Here is a 15476-nt window from a genome sequence, read left to right as displayed (position 1 = left end):
CTACTATGGCTACAAGAAGAACATCAACCTCGGCTGCGAGGCGCAAGAAAGAGCCTCAGAAGCCCCAGTACACCTGCCGTGACTGTGTGTACTCCTACGACTGGAGCGGACTTGCATACGACGGCTCGCTAATGCTATGCCGCTGCCCCTACGACGACAAGTCCAAGAACGGCAAGTTCTGCAAGTTCCTGAAAGACCCACAGTGCGAACGCTTCGAAAAACGCGCTACCAATGGCACCAAGGTCGAATAAGTGGGACGCCCGTAACAAGCGCAACATGGCGGCTGTTCAGCGAGCTATCGACGAGCTGTTCAAGGAACTCTCGCGCGAGGCTGCGCTGATAGCCTCCGTTGTGTCCGTTGACGGGGAAAAGCCGTTCTCATTCGACGACTACCCTATGACCAAGCAGCGCGTCGACCGCCTCCTGAGCGATATGCGGAACGGGGTGCAGACGGTAGTCCTCGACGGTATAGACCTCGGATGGAAGCTCGGGAACGACAAGAACGACGCACTGGTGGACGAATACTTCGGGGTGAACGTCTCGCAGCTTACCCCCGAGCAGCGCAGGGCGTACTACACAAACAATGCGGAGGCGCAGGCGGCGTTCAAGACAAGGCGAGAGAACGGGCTGAACCTCTCAGACAGGGTGTGGCGCTATTCCGACCAGTTCAAGAGCGAGATTGAAATGGGAATTGACATCGGGCTTGGTGACGGGCTGTCCGCTGACGAGTTGAGCCGTCGCCTGCGCTCCTATCTGCGTGAGCCTAACAAGCTGTTCCGCAGGGTCAGGGACAAGTACGGAAACCTGCAACTCTCCAAGGCGGCGAAAGCCTACCACTCAGGCATGGGCGTGTACCGTTCCAGCTACAAGAACGCCCGACGGCTCGCGGCTACTGAGACAAACATCGCCTACCGCACGAGCGACTACGACCGCTACCAGCAGATGGACTTCGTCGTAGGCATTCGTATTGAGCTGTCTAACAACCACACACTGAACGGCGTTCCGTTCTACGACATCTGCGACGAGCTGAGTGCGCCCCTCGGAAGCAACGCAACCAAGGGCAAGGGCTGCTACCCCAAGGACTTCAAGTTCACTGGCTGGCATCCGCTGTGCCGCTGCACTACGTTCTCGATACTGAAAACGCCCGAGGAGGTATTCGCCGACAACGCCCGTATTATGGCTGGCGAGCCGCTGGACGGCAACAGCGTCAACCGCGTGGAGGACGTGCCACAGGAGTTCAAGAAGTGGGTGGAGGACAACCGCGACCGCATGGCACGGGCGAAGTCGCTGCCGTACTTCCTGCGCGACAACGGCAAGTATGTCACACCCGTTGCCAACGTGCAGAAGCAGGCGAAATTCGAGGATCTTATCAAGGGGCTGAAAGCCGTCGGGATTGCCCGTGTTCCTGTGCGCTCGCTGTCGGGAGAGGCTACGCTGGACTCTATCGTCAAGCGCGTGGGAGGAGGCGACAAGACCGCTGGCTCGTGCGCCTCGCTGTGCCTCGCTTTCGTTGGAAACAGGTGCGGATTGTCGGTACGGGACTTCCGAGGAGGGCAGAGCCAGACTACGTTCTCCCAGCGTACCACTTGGGACAAGATAAACGATGCCGTGAGCGGTGTCAAGGAGGTGGGCAAGAACGACTTCGCGCTGTCCAACAAGCTGCTGGCGACGATGTCCGAGGGCAAGGAGTACATTCTTATCACGGGAGGTCACGCCGCCGTCGTGAGGAAGACCGCGAGCGGCTACGAGTACCTCGAATTGCAGTCAGCCACCGACAACGGCTACAAAAAGCTCAACAATGACGTGCTGAAGCACCGATTTGGCGCAAGAAAACGTACCCAATATACATCGAGTACGTTCCTGATTGAGCTTGACAAGTTCAAGGAAATATCGGATTTGAGGGCTATGCTGGGTTATGTCAATACCGCAGCCAGCAAGCAGATGAAAGGCAAGGGAGGGAGTGCCAAGTAAGGCATTACACCCTGTCCCTGAAGAACTCCACCCAGTAGGGGTTTTCCGCGTCGAAGATGCGCCGTTCCTCCTGCGTGAGCTTGTGCGGATAGTCCGCGAAAAGGTTATACACTTTCCGCCTGTCGAACGAGAAGCGGAGCTGCCCGATGTGTTCGGGGTCATCGACCCACCACACCCTGTCGGCTTCGTTTTTCTTGTAGAACTCTGTCTGTGCCATACTCGAAGTAGTTTTGATGCAAAATTACCAGTTATTTTTATCAAAAATCAACGAGAACGGACTTTTCCGCTCCCGTTGAGTAATTTATTGCCCGAACTTGTCGGATGCGCGAGAGGGCTTTTCTCGCGTTTTTCGGACAAACGGCTCGCGGCTGATGACGCACAGCCTGTTCACATACGGACTGCCGACCCTGATGTTGGCGTTCCACAGGTTCTGCACCTTGCAGCCGACCTGCTCGGGCGTGAACACCTCGTAGATAGCCGACAAGCAGCCGAAATAGAAGTCCCTGCGCTGCGGCTGGTGAGCCAGCGGAGCCTCGTGGAAAGACACCCGAATGATTGTCTCCTGCCTATCCATTGCGCCGTTCCTCCTCTCTGCGCCGCCACTGCTCCTCGACCTTTCGGGGGTCGAACTCGTAGTTGGGGCATTTTGTTTGGTTAGCCATCACGAGCAGGACGGGGAACATCAGCCCGTGGGCGCAGCCCCGTCCGTGAATGTCCGCCGCGCTCTTGCACTGGTCGCAGCGGTAAATGTCTTGAACACAAGCGAAAGCAGCCATATCACTTGCCCTCCTTTCTGTTCACGGAGACCTCGGCGTGAGTGCCGAACTCCCAGTCGGTTATGCGTTCCTGCGCGGTCGGGTCAGCCTCGACCTTGCCCAGCAGCGCGTGCAGACCTTTCTCCGCAATCGCCTCTGCCTCCTGCCGTGTCGCGGCGGCTATCACTACTTCGCCGCTGAACACCAGCCTTGCTCTGATTTTGAATCGCTTTTTTGCCATATCGCTATTGGTTTTTTCCTATCGCCCCACCCTTGTAGTGGAGGCGCCAGTCCCCCAAAGGGGGATTATAGGGGGTTTATTTTAATGAATCCATGTATAAGCTACGTAGTAGGTTATACTATTCCCAGTATCAGTTACAGTATCAGTTACAGTATCAGTTACAGTATCAGTTACAGTATCAGTTACAGTATCAGTTACAGTAACAGTATCTCCCGTATTGTCTCGTATGTTTCGTATAGTGTCGTATTCACCCGTACAATCCGCATACGGAACATACGAGCGAATACGACCGTATAAGAAAGTCACTTGACGCATACCGTGTAGTCGTGAGCCTGACCGCTCCAGCGGAACGTGCCGCGCTGGCGGTCGTAGTACACTCCGCGAAGCACCTTGCGCTTGCGTGGCTCGTAGCAGTTGGCTATCGCCATCAGCTCCTTGCGAGCCGTGCGGAACTGAGCCGCGCTCGGGGTAGTATCAGTACAGGTCATTCTCGGAATACTCGTTGAAGCATAAGACATCCTGACCCTCGTAATTCCGCCAGTCCAGCACGTAGAAGCCCATGCCGAAGCTCCAGCACTTCTTGGCGATACGTTCTTTTGCCTCCTCGTTGGTGATAGGGCGTTGTCTTGCCCCTCTGTAGCTGAAGCCGTACTGATAGGTGCAGGGCTTACCTGCATCTACCCAGGCCCTTGCGGCCTCTTTGGTCTTTGGTTGATTCTGTGTCATAGCTTTATTTTTTGTTAATCAATTGTTTTACATCTTCACGTTTTGCATATTCCTTTTGTTTTTCCTTGACTTCGGAAAGACGTGCACAGAACTCATCAGACATAGGGATTCCGAATTCCATACACTCTTGCTCGATTATAATTTCCTCGTGGCAGTTAGTGCATATTCCACCGTACATTTTGCATCCGCAATCAGGACAATAACTCATAGACAATAGAATTATGCCCGCCACTCACTTTCTTTCCGTCAACTACGCCGTATATCTTAATCTTGAAATTGCGGTTGATTTCGCGAGTGCTGTAGTTCAAAGTCATCTTTTTCATTTTACTGTCATTTTTGAGGTTTGTAAAAGTGATTATCAAGTAATCACACCGCGAAGTTCGTGTGTTTTTTTCAATCTACCAAATTTTTTCCGAAAAAAATTAATGAAAAGTTTATTTTTCTTTTTCCGACCAATTCAGAAAGTGGCTTAAAAAATGACCCTAATTAGCAGGCTCTTAACATCTTATAAGCAAATTTTTTTGCAGATTTTGTGCTTTTATTGTAATCACATCGGGGAAATTGTTGTACTTTTGCAAATAACAGCAACAGTTTAATTCAAATATCGATATGAGAAAGGAAATCTTGGAGGCGTTGACAACTAAATTTGCAGGGGTCAGCGCGACAATTCTCGGCAGGATAGCCGACAAGCTGGCGAAGACTGTCACGACCGCTGAACAGGTTAAGACCGCCGTTGACGGGGTAACATTTCAGCAGGTGTTGGAAAGCTACGGCGACAGCCGTGCTACCGAAGCCACTCAGACCGCTGTTTCCAACTACGAGAAGAAGCACGGCTTGAAGGACGGCAAGAAGGTGGATGGGGGCGCACCTGAACCCGAACCCGACCCGAAGCCCGACCCAAATCAAGGGGGCGACGACCTTGCAAAGACCATAGCAGCCGCAGTGGCTGCTGCCGTGAAGCCTCTGCACGACGAAATCGCCAACTTCAAACAGGGACGTGTGACGGAAACGCGCAAGCAGCAGTTCGGAGCGGTAATCGACAAGCTGCCTGAAAAATTCCGCAAGGGCTACAGCCGTATCAGCGTTGACACCCTCACCGACGATGAGTTCAAGACGCTGCTCGATGAAGCCAATGCAGAAGTGGAGGCGATTGTTTCGGAAACATCCGCACGCGGTGCTGTATTGGGCAGACCGCTCGGCAATGGAGGCAAGGGCACTGCCGCAACCCACCAGTCGGGAGCAGCGCAAGAGGCGACCGAGGAGGAGGCAGCAGCCGTGGCTGAAAGGCTGAACATCTAATCAACTTAATGTTTCACCCAAAATTCGATTTCAACTATGCCTACTGCAGAATTGAACAAGGAGCAAATCCTTATCGACGGCGGCAAGGACTCCGTCGTTATCGTGAAAGCACTGGCTGACATTCCAGGCGGTAGAACGCTGGACGTGTCGGGAGTAGCAGCAGACGTGAACGTCATTCGGGCTGGTCATATCCTCGTGCAGGACGACACAACCAAGGCTGTTTCGCCACTCGGCGTGACTGGCAGTGCTTATGACACCCTCGGTGAGGGCAAGTCTTACCTCGGAGTGCTGAAAGTATCAGTGCTCAAGAAAGACCCACGTGCCGCTATCGTGACTATGGGACAGGTCAACGCAGCTGCCTCCCCGTACCCAGTTACGGAGGAAATCAAGGCTGGACTGCCCAATATCCAATTTCTTTTCTAATCAGTAACCAAAGTAAACATCAGCAGATATGAATGCAAGTTTATTCTTGGAGTACATCGACAAGTACTTCCGTCCAGTAATCACCAAGATTACTGAGAAATTCAACGGCAAGTCGACCGAGCAGACCCTGCTCCACAAAACCATGCTGACGGAGGAATACTCCGCCGACCTGAACTGGGGAGCTACGGAAATAAACCACTCTATTGTCGCCGCTGACGTGGTGTCAATGGACTCCTCGCTGCCTCTCAAGAGCCGCAGCACTATCAGCAAGGCGACTGGCTTGATACCTAAAATCGGAGTGAAGTTCCGCAAGGGCGAGAAAGACATTTCCGACATCAACACTATGATTGCCAAGGGCGCGGACGAGGCTACCATTGCCAGCAAGGTGTTCGACGACTCTGTAAAGGCTATCAAGGCTGTAGAGGTACGCAAGGAAATCATGTTCCTCACTGCCCTCTCTACTGGCTCCGTCCTCGTGGCGGACGGCTCGGAGGACGCAGGCAATCAGGGAACGGGTATCCGCGCGAACTTTGGCTACAAGGACGAGAACATCTTCGTCGCAACCGCGCAGCCGTGGGGAACTACTGGCTACGTTCCGCAGGACGACGTGCAGCAGTTGTTCGACAAGGCTTCCGCCGACGGCAACAGCATTCTCCACGTGTACCTATCGAAGAAGTATTTCGACCTGTTCCGACACAGCGAACAAGGCAAGCTCCTCGCAGCCACCTATCTCAACCACGTCATCACTGACAAGACCCTGCTCCCCGTGCCAGGTCGCCGCACGTTCCTCGACGCCCTCAGCGACGAGTACGGTGCTACTTTCCATGTTGTGGACAGCGTATTCAAGGTTGAGAAGCAGGACGGCTCTAAGGAGAGCGTATCGCCTTGGGCAGAGGCAAACATCGTCGGCACTCCTGACACCGTAGTCGGTCGCCTCGTGTACGGCACACTGGCAGAGGAGACCAACCCTGTCGCCGCTGTGAACTATCAGAAATCGGGTAGCCATATCTTGGTGTCCAAGTACTCCAAGACAGACCCCCTTGAGGAGTTCACCGCAGCTCAGGCACTCTGCATCCCCGTTATCGACGGCGCGGACGGTATCTACGTACTTGAAGCAGACAAGACAGAGAAAGATTAACCGAATAACCGCCTGACGAGCTATGGCTGCAACAATACTTGACAGTTTGAGGGGTGTTAGCATGTACCCCATACCGCAACGAACCCTCGATGAGGTAGCGGAGCGGTGGGGACTTGCGCTCGACGGCGAAGCAACGCAGGAGGTTCTACAGGGCAAGGCGTTCAACCTTGCTCTTGCGGCTCTCCTGCTTTGGCTTTCGTTCGCCCCCGACATCACGCAAGGTGGGCAGTCCTACTCATTCACGGACGAGCAGCGGCTACAACTGCGCAACCGCGCACGTGCGCTGCGAGACCAGTTCATGGACGAGGAGGAGGCACTGCAGAACAAGCCCGTGTACGGCTACAAAGGAAGCAGGCTATGATTATTCAGAACGGAACTATCGAGGTCAAGACCAAGACAGGGGGCGGCATAGACCCTCAGACGGGCTTCCCAGTAAAGGGCGACGAGCAGTGGGGTGAGCCTATCCCGTGCCAGTTGCTACCGAACAGGAACGACCGCCTCGGTCGAACCAACGGCGAACACTTCACCATAGCGTCCTACGTGGTGCTCATTGACGAGCAGCCGTTTGACGCGGAGCAGGTGAGGCTGCGCACCCTCGACGGGCAAGACCTCGGAGAGTTCTCGCTGATGTATGCCGAACCGCTGGAAGCCGTATGCCAAATCAGGCTGACAATGTGAAAACGCGAGAATTTGCGCGAGAGCGACTTTAACGACCTTGGGCAATAAATTACTCAACCGAAAGAAGAAGATGCGCTCTCGTTGAAATTTGAAGAAAATAACTATCAGACATGCCAATCAAGCAAACCACACCGCAGGGCAGGATTGAAGCCTACATCAAGCAACAGCTCGAACGACAGCTCGCTGTCATCGAGTACAACTTGAACTACGTCGGTGAGATGTGCGTCAACGCGGCTCGCGCCAGCAGCGGTTACACCGACCGAACGCACAACCTCCGTAGCTCGACGGGCTTCGTCGTTGTCCGCGACGGCAAGGTGGTGCGGCAGTCCAAGTTCGCCCCCATATCGGGAGGAACGCAGGGCAGCGACAACGGCAAGGCGTTCGCCGCCGAACTCGCTCGGAAGTACCCGAAAGGCTATGTTCTGATAGTTGTGGCTGGTATGAAGTACGCAGCCTACGTGTCAGCCAAGGGACGTGACGTTCTCGACAGTGCCGAACAGCTCGCAGAGCGTGTTTTGCCGATGATGGTCAGGCAGCTGGGATTTAGTAACAACACCAAGTAAGGAATATGGCAAAGACCTCAAAACAAGTACAGGGCGACATCTACCGCATGCTACGTGACAGCGTGCTGTACACGCAGATATCGGGCGAGGTGTACCGTGAGGGAATGCGCCCCCGTGACAGCCGCAAGGAGGACGCCGTGGTGATATACACTACTGGCGTTCCCGACGAGATAGAGACGGGCGTAGTCACGGTGAACATCTACGTTCCCGACATTGACCCGTGGCACAACGGCGTTATGGTGGAGGACGTGGAGCGCACCCAGCAGGTAGAGCGGCTTGCGCAGGAGTGGGTCGACAGCCTCACCTGCGAGGTGTCCTGTTACAAGTTCAACCTGCGACAGACCATATACACTGAGGAGGAAGTCAACATCAAGCAGCACTTCGTGGTCGTGAAGCTCGGCTACGAGTACTACGCTGGAGGTGACGACGACGCTCCTATCCTACTACCGCAGGACGCAATGATTGACGCGACCGACACCGACGAGGACGAGGACTACCTGCCCCTGCTGGAGACGGAGGACGGCGCGGCGATACCCATTGTCGAGCCTGTGAACGAAAAAGCAAGTAATAACAATTTAATACAGGAATAATATGGCAATTTTATCTTGGGGAAAGTGCGCACTGAAGCACACCACATCTGTTGACGGAGAGCCTGGGGCAAGTGCCGAATGGACTGACCTCGACACTCCGAAGAAAGACACCACGCAGCTCACCACCACCGCTGGGGAGGAGACCCTTGCGCAGGAGGAGGGCGGCGAAGTCGTTGACGCTCGCTACGGCAAAGCCTCTTATGAGCTTGCTTTCGACCTGTTCGTCAAGAAAGGCAAGGCACGCCCGTTCGAGGACTTGGACGGCGTAATCACGGGAGAACACGCGCTGCGCGTTATTCCCGAGGACACCTCTTGCGAGGGCATTCAGATTGACCGTTGTATCCTCCGCGTCGAGGAGAGCTACACAACTGCCGACGGCAAGATGCTGCACTACGTGGCAAAGTGCCTGAAGCCGAAGGCTGGCAAGACGGTCAAGCCCTACACCGTGAGCGAATAACCTACGCGAACACCGTTTGTTGCTTACCTACCGCTGACGGAAGCCGTATGACGTGTGGAACAGACACCCCTTTGCTGTTCGGCAGGAGAGAACAGCTTTTTTATCAAGGCAATGTGTGGCGTAATGGGAGAAAGGTATTCCCATCCTATATGGTTGCCCTACGATGCGAGTTCGAGCCTCGCCATTGCCGCCAACATTAATACGAATTATCAATGGAAACGGTAGAGAAGAAAGTATCAAAGGAAGTCTTGCAGCAGCCCGAAGAAATATCGGTAGGCGGCAAGACTTACACGTTTTATCCACCCAGCGTCGCGACGCTCATACTCGCGTCCGAAGCCATATCGCAGCTGCCGCAGGTGAAGCTCGAAACGGAACACCTCGCCGAGGACAGCCTGTACGCCGCGCGAGAGTGCCGTATTTTGGGCGATATTGTCGCTATCCTGCTGTTGGGTGCACGACACCTTACCGAGGTGCAGAAAGTTGTCAGAACGCACGAAAAAAGGCTGTTTTGGGGGCTTCTGCGTTACAAGCGCACACGGGAGGAGGAAGTGACCGTTGACCGCAAGGCGGAACTCGCCAAGACCCTGCTCGAAGAACTCACGCCGCGTGACCTGCACAACCTCACGGCACATCTACTACAGAGAATGCAGTTGGCGGATTTTTTCGGGCTTACCACTTTCCTGATAGAGATAAACCTGACGCGACCGACGAGGGAAGTGGTAGAGAACTGAACGACAGTATATGGGCGGTCATAGCAGGCACGGTCAAGGCATACAACCTGCCTATCGAATACGTGCTGTATGACCTGTCCTACGTGAACATGATTATGTACGGAGCAGTGCTGCCGCAGTACAAGTCGCACAACAAGCAAGGGAAGCAGGACGGCAAGCGCGAGGAAGTCATCAAGGCTGACGACCCTGCCAACCGCGACAGGGTGCGTGAAATCTTACAAGCAATAGACTGATTATGCAGACAGACAACGGAAGATTGAATTTCAGCGCGGGAATTGACACTTCCCAGCTACGGAGAGATGCGAGCGAGAGCCGCAGCATACTCCACTCCATAGGCCAGTCCGCCAAGCAGGAGGGCGAGGAAATAGACCGTGCGTTCAAGAACATCGGCAAGACCATTGCAGGTGCTTTTGCCGTGCAGCAGCTCATGTCGTTTGCCAGTTCGGTCGTCAAGGTGCGCGGCGAGATACAGGCTCTCGAAGTGTCGTTCGCTACGCTCCTCGGCAGTGAAGAGAAAGCAACTCGCCTGTTCAGAGAGATACGTGAGTTCGAGGTAAAAACACCTATGACGCTTGAACCGCTTGCCAAGGGTGCGCAGACGCTCCTCGGCTTCGGTGTGGCTGCGGAAAAGGTGATGCCCGTTCTGAGACAGATAGGCGATATTTCAATGGGTAACGCAGAGCGTTTCCAGTCGCTGATACTTGCATTCGCACAGGTATCGGCAAATGGTAGGCTCATGGGACAAGACCTCCTGCAGATGGTCAACGCAGGGTTCAACCCACTTTCGATTATCAGCGAAAGGACAGGCAAGAGTATTGCCGTTCTGAGTGATGAGATGAGCAAGGGGGAAATATCGGCTCAAATGATAGAGGAGGCGTTCGCCGCAGCCGCAGCCGAGGGCGGCAAGTTCTACGGTATGCTTGAGGCGCAGAGCCAGACAATCAACGGTGCGCTATCAAATTTGGAGGGTGCGTGGAATAGTATGCTGAACGAAATGGGAGAACAGACGGAGGGCGTCTTCGCTGATGCTGTAAGCCTTGCCACCTACTGTATCGAACACTACGAGACGTTCCTGAACATTCTTTTGAGCATAGCATCTGCATACGGGACGTACAAAGCAGCCCTAATTGGCGTGTGGGTCATAGAGCAGGCTCGTAACCTCGCAACCAACATACAGCTCGTGATGATGTTCCGCAAGGAATTGGGACTTCTCACCGCAGCGCAGCAGGCGTTTAACATCACCACGCTGAAGAACCCGTATATACTGCTTGCCGCTGCCATTGTAGGTGCAGTTACCGCACTCGTGGCGTTCACCAAGCAGACCGACAAGACGCAGGAGCGCATCGACGCTGCCAACGAGAAGCTGGAACAGCAGGCGCAGGAGTTCGAGAAGCTCAAAGAGAAGAAAGACGCGGCGACGGAGGCGGAACGTTCCGCAGCGCAGAGCGTGTCCGACGAAATCAACCGCATAGAGATACTCAATAACACCATTCACGATAACACCGCAAGCCTCGACGACCGCCGCCGCGCTATCACGCAGATGCAGGGACTTGTGCCTGAATACCATGCTACGCTCGACGACGAGGGACGGCTGCACCGAGACAACACAACCGCCATAGACGAGCATATCAAGGCACTCAACCGCCTTGCGATGGCTCGTGCGTTACAGGATAAGCGGCAGGAGTACTCCGCACAGAAGCTCAACGCCGAGATAGACCGCCGCACGGCCAAGCGCGACGAGGCGACGGCGCAGCAGAACCTGAACGCCGCAAACCAGCGCGTGACCAGCGAACAAGCCGCCTACAACAGCCGTATGCAGGAGTGGGACGCAGCCACCACGGAGAGCGACAATTTCTTTGTCCGTGCCGCATTCGCCTCGCGGGAGGGACAGATGAGCCGCCAAGGTACGGCGCAGATGGAACGTGCGGCACTCGAAGCGGCGGAGCGCAACCGAGAAGCAGCCGAGGCGGAACTGGCGGTCGCACAGGGGCAGGTAGCCCTCGCCGATGAGCGCATACGGCAAGCGGACGAGCAGATAGGTATGCTGGACGATATGCTCAAGGACTATCAGGACGTGGACTTGTCCTCTACCACCCCGACAACCACCACTACCACTACTGGAGGCGGAAAGAAGAAAGACCCACGGGACAGCACCCTGTCGTCGCAGGAGTACGACGCGAGCGTGAAGATGCAGGTGCGCCAAGCCGAACTCGACCAGTGGCAGGAGCGCATCAACGGCTACGAGGAGGGTATGCAGAAATACACCGAGCAGGTCGAGCTGAACTACGAGAAGATGAAGCTCGCCAACGAGCAGCGCGAGGCTGATATGGTGGACGCGCTCCGTGAGCAGATGCAGACCGAGTGGGAGAACGCCAACCCGAACGCCACCGACCAAGAGCGCGACGCGCACAGGCTGGAGTTGCAGACCTCGGTGACGAAAGCAGACCTCTCGCAGGGTCAGCTCGACGTGCTGAAAGAATACACCCGACTGGCGGAGGAATACCGCGAGACGGAGAACAGGAAGACCCTCGACAAGATGCTTGCCGACGTGATGACCTACGAGCAGCAGCGAGCGCAGATTGAGGAGGAGTACGCCCGTCGCCGCGCAGACATGTACGTAGGAGGCAAGGTGGAGAACGGGCTGCGTGAGGGCGTGACGCAGGGCAACGTCGATGAACTGAACCTGCAGGAGCAGAACGCCCTGACCGCCATAGACGAGCAGTTCGCACAGCGCGAAGCCGAATACGAGGCTTGGTGCGACTGGATTGCGACCCTATCGCTGGAGAAGCTGCAGGAGGTGCTGGAACAGGCGGAAAAGGAACTCGCGGACTTGGAGAAAAGCGGCACTGGGGATAGTCAGCAGATAGCCGTCGCCCGTGCCAAGGTTGCCAATGCCAAGAGCAAGGTCGATGAGCAGGCTGCGAAGCAGAACCAAAGCCCCGACAAGCGAAGCATTGAGGAGTGGAACGACCTGCGCGAGTCGCTGGAGGACTGCGTGGACGCTTTCGAGGAAGTTGGAGACGCGGTCGGCGGCGTAGCTGGTGACATCATCAGCACCGCAGGAAGCATAGCCACCTCGACCCTCTCGATGATAAACGGAATTGTTCAGCTGGTCAATATGTCAGCTACTGGTATGCAGGGAACTGCTACTGCAGCTGCCACCGCAATAGCCACCGTGGAGAAAGCCTCCGTGATACTTGCGGTCATATCAGCCGCCATGCAGATAGCGATGCAGATAATCAACCTGTTCAACAACGACGACAAGAAGCAGGAGGAGATTGAGGCTCTGCAGGAGCGTATAGACCAGCTACAGTGGGAACTCGACAACGCAGACGCCGTGCGCCTCCAGCAGAACTCATTCAACGCTATGGAGAAGCTGCGCGAGGTCACTTCGCAGGTGCGGATGGAGTTCTACAAGTTGCGGCTTGAGGTAGGCGACAGCTGGGGCGCGTTCTCGACTATCTTCAAGAGTCTGTCCAGCGACGAGGCTATGCTTACCAAGGCGTCCAACGAGCTTGCCAAGGCGTATGGCAATATCGCCTACACAGCTGACAAGGCTCTCGGAGGGGCTGACTACGACAGCGCGAAAGACCAGCTGAAGAATATCGCGGAGCAGCAGCTGCTCATTCAGGAGCAAATCAACGCGGAGCAGAGCAAGAAAGACACCGACCAAGGCAAGATTGACGAGTGGGAGCAGAAGATACAGGAACTCGGGGAGCAAGCCGTCACTATCATCAACGAAATGGTAGAGGACATTATCGGAGGCTCCGCAGCAGACATCGCTGATGAACTTGGCAGCGCGTTCATAGAGGCGTTCCAAAACGGCGAGGACGCAGCCGAGGCGTGGGGAGAAAAGGTCAACGAGATTGTCGCTGACATAATGAAACGTATGCTGGTGAAGCAGCTCGAGGAACGTATAGGCGGCATCTTCGACAAGTACAAGGAGAAGTGGTTCAAGGACGGGGAGTTCCATGGGCTGGACGCGGTAATCAACTCAATGGGAGGTTTTGCCGCTGACCTGAACGCCGTCAGTGACAAGTTCGCCGTGATATGGGACAACCTGCCCGACAGCGTGAAGAATATGTTCACTACGACCGCCGACGCACGTGAGGCTTCGGAACAGGGCATAGCCTCCGCCTCGCAGGAGAGCGTGGACGAGCTGAACGGACGGGCGACCGCCATACAGAGCCACACGTACTCTATCAACGAGAACACGAAGCTGCTTGTAGCTAACTCCTCAGCCATACTCGAATGCGTGATAGGCATAGAGCAGAATACCCAGCGTATCGCAGACCGTATGGACGTCGTGGAGATAAGCGTGCGCGACATACGCAACGACCTTGCAGACATCACGATAAAAGGTGTGAAAATCAATTAAAACCGCATTAGATATGGAAATGGATTCAGTAATCAGGCAACTATACGCGCAGTGGCGGATAGCCAAGGACAAAGCCCGTCAGGAGTGCGAGAGCCGTTCGCTGCCCAACGTGGCGGAGAAATACCGCAAGTGTACAATGTTCAAGGGGACGGAGGACGTGCAGGGCGTTCTTCGCCTGTTCTCGACCACGCAGGGGATTGAGTTCTGTATGGGCTATCACTTCCCAAACCTCGCTACAATGCGCTTGTTCAAACCCTATATTGCCCCAGAGCGTCACGGCATATACCTCGACGCAGGGGCGGTCACTATTAACGACCCAAGCAGGGTCATTCTCATCGGGCGCACCACCGCTACCGTCAACTGCTCGAAGCTCGACCGCCACGAGGTCATACTGATGCACGGGGCGAAAGCTGTCATCAACGCCTCGGAATGGGCGGTGGTGTTCGTCAAAGCGGAGCAGGGCTGCACCGTGATACGTAGTACAACGGACAACGCAATGATATTATGAAGACGGGGCATTTATACATAGACGGACACGACGTGTACAGACAGTACGGCGTCTATGTCATTGACGGCGGCTGGAATGAGCTTGTCGCCATGCCCCCGTTGAAGTCGGTCACGTCGAACGACTGGCAGGAGGAGGACGGCATAGAAGTCGACCTGTCTGCCCCCGTACTGAACACCCGTGAGGTGAGTATAAAGTTCGCCGTCGCAGGGCTTTTCTCCAGTTTCTTTGACCTCATCGACGTGCTTTCCGACGGAGCGTACCACACGTTCGTCTGCACTGAGATAGGGCGCACCTACCGCCTCCGTCTCACGCAGCAGCCCAACCTCAAGGGACTGAAACTCCTCGGGCACGCGACGCTCAAGTTCGCTGACGACTTCCCCCTGAACGGCTACCGCTACAATGCCCCTCAGACAACGATACTGCAGACCGAGGACTACCTGTTCGACGACGTGCCGTTCTCGCGCTACGGTGTGCGTATCATCAAGGGGACGTATGACGAGATAACGCGCTCGGCTGCGGTCAAGCAGAATATGCTCCGCAATATCAACTCCCAGTCGGGGGCTATCTACGACCCCGAGCAGGTGACGTTCAAGAGCAAGGACGTGAAGCTCTACTGCCTGATGAGGGCGGAGACGCTCGACGAGCTGTGGAACAACTACGACGCACTGCTGCACGACCTCATACAGCCAGACGAGCGGAGCCTGTGGATTGAGGAAATGGAGCGTGAGTTCCCGTTCCACTACAAGAGCTGTTCCGTGACCAAGTTCGAGCCGTCGGGAAGGATATGGTTGCAGTTCGCGCTGACGGTGGTGTTCACGCGCGACTTCCGCATAGCCGACGACGACATCGTACTGGCTTCCGAGGACGGAATCGTGGTATTCACAGAGGACGACACCTACGCAATCGAGCTTCGCCCTGACCGCTTCACTGCGCCGTCTATGAGGCTGGTGAACACGAGGGAGCAGATGCGCTTCACGAGTGCAGGAACAATGAGATTTAACAACTAAATACGGAAGAC

General features: G+C 55.3%; 21 protein-coding genes. 15 read left to right on the top strand and 6 right to left on the bottom strand.

Annotated elements, in window-relative coordinates; genetic code table 11:
* Positions 1–5: 5 nt before the first annotated feature.
* Both ABGT65_RS08100 and ABGT65_RS08095 read left to right on the top strand, forming a co-directional pair.
* On the top strand, positions 6–251 hold the full coding sequence (locus ABGT65_RS08100) for a hypothetical protein (RefSeq protein ID WP_346701196.1): 246 nt from the start codon (positions 6–8) through the stop codon (positions 249–251).
* Entirely contained in the window at positions 232–1971 is a 1740-nt protein-coding gene (locus ABGT65_RS08095; protein ID WP_346701194.1) for a hypothetical protein, read from the top strand. The genes ABGT65_RS08100 and ABGT65_RS08095 overlap by 20 nt, the downstream gene beginning before the upstream one ends.
* A gap of 4 nt (positions 1972–1975) precedes the next feature.
* On the opposite strand, the gene ABGT65_RS08090 is transcribed toward ABGT65_RS08095, so the two are convergent.
* The 6 genes from ABGT65_RS08090 to ABGT65_RS08065 form a co-directional block, all read right to left on the bottom strand.
* Positions 1976–2188 carry a hypothetical protein gene (locus tag ABGT65_RS08090; RefSeq protein ID WP_346701192.1) on the bottom strand — a complete coding sequence of 71 codons (213 nt, stop codon included), beginning with the start codon at positions 2186–2188 and terminating at the stop codon, positions 1976–1978.
* Positions 2189–2537: 349 nt separating this feature from the next.
* Positions 2538–2747: a hypothetical protein gene (locus ABGT65_RS08085; protein ID WP_346701191.1), complete on the bottom strand. Its 210-nt coding sequence runs from the start codon at positions 2745–2747 to the stop codon at positions 2538–2540.
* A gap of 1 nt (position 2748) precedes the next feature.
* Positions 2749–2967 carry a hypothetical protein gene (locus tag ABGT65_RS08080; RefSeq protein WP_346701190.1) on the bottom strand — a complete coding sequence of 73 codons (219 nt, stop codon included), beginning with the start codon at positions 2965–2967 and terminating at the stop codon, positions 2749–2751.
* 302 nt (positions 2968–3269) lie between these two features.
* On the bottom strand, positions 3270–3455 hold the full coding sequence (locus tag ABGT65_RS08075; RefSeq protein WP_346701188.1) for a hypothetical protein: 186 nt from the start codon (positions 3453–3455) through the stop codon (positions 3270–3272).
* Positions 3442–3693, bottom strand: a complete 252-nt coding sequence (locus ABGT65_RS08070; protein WP_346701186.1) for a hypothetical protein — start codon at positions 3691–3693, stop codon at positions 3442–3444. Before ABGT65_RS08070 ends, ABGT65_RS08075 begins: the two co-directional genes overlap by 14 nt.
* 191 nt (positions 3694–3884) lie before the next feature.
* Positions 3885–4016, bottom strand: a complete 132-nt coding sequence (locus tag ABGT65_RS08065) for a hypothetical protein (protein ID WP_346701184.1) — start codon at positions 4014–4016, stop codon at positions 3885–3887.
* A gap of 286 nt (positions 4017–4302) precedes the next feature.
* On the opposite strand from ABGT65_RS08065, the gene ABGT65_RS08060 reads away from it, so the two are divergent.
* The 13 genes from ABGT65_RS08060 to ABGT65_RS08000 all read left to right on the top strand — a co-directional run bounded on the left by ABGT65_RS08060 (position 4303) and on the right by ABGT65_RS08000 (position 15465).
* Positions 4303–4992, top strand: a complete 690-nt coding sequence (locus tag ABGT65_RS08060; RefSeq protein WP_346701182.1) for a hypothetical protein — start codon at positions 4303–4305, stop codon at positions 4990–4992.
* Positions 4993–5028: 36 nt separating this feature from the next.
* A complete protein-coding gene (locus ABGT65_RS08055; protein ID WP_346701180.1) occupies positions 5029–5415 on the top strand; it encodes a hypothetical protein in 387 nt (128 codons plus the stop codon).
* A gap of 28 nt (positions 5416–5443) precedes the next feature.
* The gene (locus tag ABGT65_RS08050) at positions 5444–6553 is read left to right on the top strand and encodes a major capsid protein (protein WP_346701178.1); all 1110 of its coding nucleotides are present in this window, start codon (positions 5444–5446) and stop codon (positions 6551–6553) included.
* 46 nt (positions 6554–6599) lie between these two features.
* Positions 6600–6914 (top strand): hypothetical protein, encoded by a 315-nt coding sequence (locus ABGT65_RS08045; RefSeq protein ID WP_346701176.1) that lies wholly within the window; start codon positions 6600–6602, stop codon positions 6912–6914.
* A complete protein-coding gene (locus ABGT65_RS08040; RefSeq protein ID WP_346701174.1) occupies positions 6911–7231 on the top strand; it encodes a hypothetical protein in 321 nt (106 codons plus the stop codon). Before ABGT65_RS08045 ends, ABGT65_RS08040 begins: the two co-directional genes overlap by 4 nt.
* A gap of 110 nt (positions 7232–7341) precedes the next feature.
* A complete protein-coding gene (locus tag ABGT65_RS08035; protein ID WP_346701172.1) occupies positions 7342–7794 on the top strand; it encodes a hypothetical protein in 453 nt (150 codons plus the stop codon).
* 5 nt (positions 7795–7799) lie between these two features.
* Positions 7800–8384, top strand: a complete 585-nt coding sequence (locus tag ABGT65_RS08030; protein ID WP_346701170.1) for a hypothetical protein — start codon at positions 7800–7802, stop codon at positions 8382–8384.
* A 1-nt stretch (position 8385) separates the two neighbouring features.
* A complete protein-coding gene (locus ABGT65_RS08025) occupies positions 8386–8841 on the top strand; it encodes a hypothetical protein (protein ID WP_346701168.1) in 456 nt (151 codons plus the stop codon).
* 212 nt (positions 8842–9053) lie between these two features.
* Positions 9054–9572 carry a hypothetical protein gene (locus tag ABGT65_RS08020; RefSeq protein ID WP_346701166.1) on the top strand — a complete coding sequence of 173 codons (519 nt, stop codon included), beginning with the start codon at positions 9054–9056 and terminating at the stop codon, positions 9570–9572.
* Between the two features lie 62 nt (positions 9573–9634).
* Complete coding sequence (locus tag ABGT65_RS08015) at positions 9635–9805, top strand: hypothetical protein (RefSeq protein ID WP_346701164.1); 171 nt, start codon at positions 9635–9637, stop codon at positions 9803–9805.
* 2 nt (positions 9806–9807) lie between these two features.
* Positions 9808–13950 (top strand): tape measure protein, encoded by a 4143-nt coding sequence (locus ABGT65_RS08010; protein ID WP_346701163.1) that lies wholly within the window; start codon positions 9808–9810, stop codon positions 13948–13950.
* A 13-nt stretch (positions 13951–13963) separates the two neighbouring features.
* Positions 13964–14458 (top strand): hypothetical protein, encoded by a 495-nt coding sequence (locus ABGT65_RS08005; protein ID WP_346701161.1) that lies wholly within the window; start codon positions 13964–13966, stop codon positions 14456–14458.
* Positions 14455–15465 carry a hypothetical protein gene (locus ABGT65_RS08000; RefSeq protein ID WP_346701160.1) on the top strand — a complete coding sequence of 337 codons (1011 nt, stop codon included), beginning with the start codon at positions 14455–14457 and terminating at the stop codon, positions 15463–15465. The genes ABGT65_RS08005 and ABGT65_RS08000 overlap by 4 nt, the downstream gene beginning before the upstream one ends.
* Positions 15466–15476: the final 11 nt, after the last annotated feature.

Origin of the sequence: uncultured Alistipes sp. (assembly GCF_963931675.1) — a bacterium.
Lineage (GTDB): Bacteria > Bacteroidota > Bacteroidia > Bacteroidales > Rikenellaceae > Alistipes.
The sequence above is the reverse complement of the archived record's forward strand: the minus strand, read 5'-3'. Positions and strand labels throughout refer to the sequence as shown.

Excerpts from the sequence above, each read along its gene's own strand:
- ABGT65_RS08005 (WP_346701161.1), top strand. The coding sequence starts at position 13,964 with ATGGAAATGGATTCAGTAATCAGGCAACTATACGCGCAGTGGCGGATA.
- ABGT65_RS08055 (WP_346701180.1), top strand. The coding sequence starts at position 5,029 with ATGCCTACTGCAGAATTGAACAAGGAGCAAATCCTTATCGACGGCGGC.
- ABGT65_RS08025 (WP_346701168.1), top strand. The coding sequence starts at position 8,386 with ATGGCAATTTTATCTTGGGGAAAGTGCGCACTGAAGCACACCACATCT.
- ABGT65_RS08060 (WP_346701182.1), top strand. The coding sequence starts at position 4,303 with ATGAGAAAGGAAATCTTGGAGGCGTTGACAACTAAATTTGCAGGGGTC.
- ABGT65_RS08090 (WP_346701192.1), bottom strand. The coding sequence starts at position 2,188 with ATGGCACAGACAGAGTTCTACAAGAAAAACGAAGCCGACAGGGTGTGG.
- ABGT65_RS08010 (WP_346701163.1), top strand. The coding sequence starts at position 9,808 with ATGCAGACAGACAACGGAAGATTGAATTTCAGCGCGGGAATTGACACT.
- ABGT65_RS08065 (WP_346701184.1), bottom strand. The coding sequence starts at position 4,016 with ATGAAAAAGATGACTTTGAACTACAGCACTCGCGAAATCAACCGCAAT.
- ABGT65_RS08085 (WP_346701191.1), bottom strand. The coding sequence starts at position 2,747 with ATGGCTGCTTTCGCTTGTGTTCAAGACATTTACCGCTGCGACCAGTGC.
- ABGT65_RS08075 (WP_346701188.1), bottom strand. The coding sequence starts at position 3,455 with ATGACCTGTACTGATACTACCCCGAGCGCGGCTCAGTTCCGCACGGCT.
- ABGT65_RS08100 (WP_346701196.1), top strand. The coding sequence starts at position 6 with ATGGCTACAAGAAGAACATCAACCTCGGCTGCGAGGCGCAAGAAAGAG.
- ABGT65_RS08095 (WP_346701194.1), top strand. The coding sequence starts at position 232 with ATGGCACCAAGGTCGAATAAGTGGGACGCCCGTAACAAGCGCAACATG.
- ABGT65_RS08000 (WP_346701160.1), top strand. The coding sequence starts at position 14,455 with ATGAAGACGGGGCATTTATACATAGACGGACACGACGTGTACAGACAG.
- ABGT65_RS08035 (WP_346701172.1), top strand. The coding sequence starts at position 7,342 with ATGCCAATCAAGCAAACCACACCGCAGGGCAGGATTGAAGCCTACATC.
- ABGT65_RS08020 (WP_346701166.1), top strand. The coding sequence starts at position 9,054 with ATGGAAACGGTAGAGAAGAAAGTATCAAAGGAAGTCTTGCAGCAGCCC.
- ABGT65_RS08040 (WP_346701174.1), top strand. The coding sequence starts at position 6,911 with ATGATTATTCAGAACGGAACTATCGAGGTCAAGACCAAGACAGGGGGC.
- ABGT65_RS08030 (WP_346701170.1), top strand. The coding sequence starts at position 7,800 with ATGGCAAAGACCTCAAAACAAGTACAGGGCGACATCTACCGCATGCTA.
- ABGT65_RS08080 (WP_346701190.1), bottom strand. The coding sequence starts at position 2,967 with ATGGCAAAAAAGCGATTCAAAATCAGAGCAAGGCTGGTGTTCAGCGGC.
- ABGT65_RS08070 (WP_346701186.1), bottom strand. The coding sequence starts at position 3,693 with ATGACACAGAATCAACCAAAGACCAAAGAGGCCGCAAGGGCCTGGGTA.
- ABGT65_RS08050 (WP_346701178.1), top strand. The coding sequence starts at position 5,444 with ATGAATGCAAGTTTATTCTTGGAGTACATCGACAAGTACTTCCGTCCA.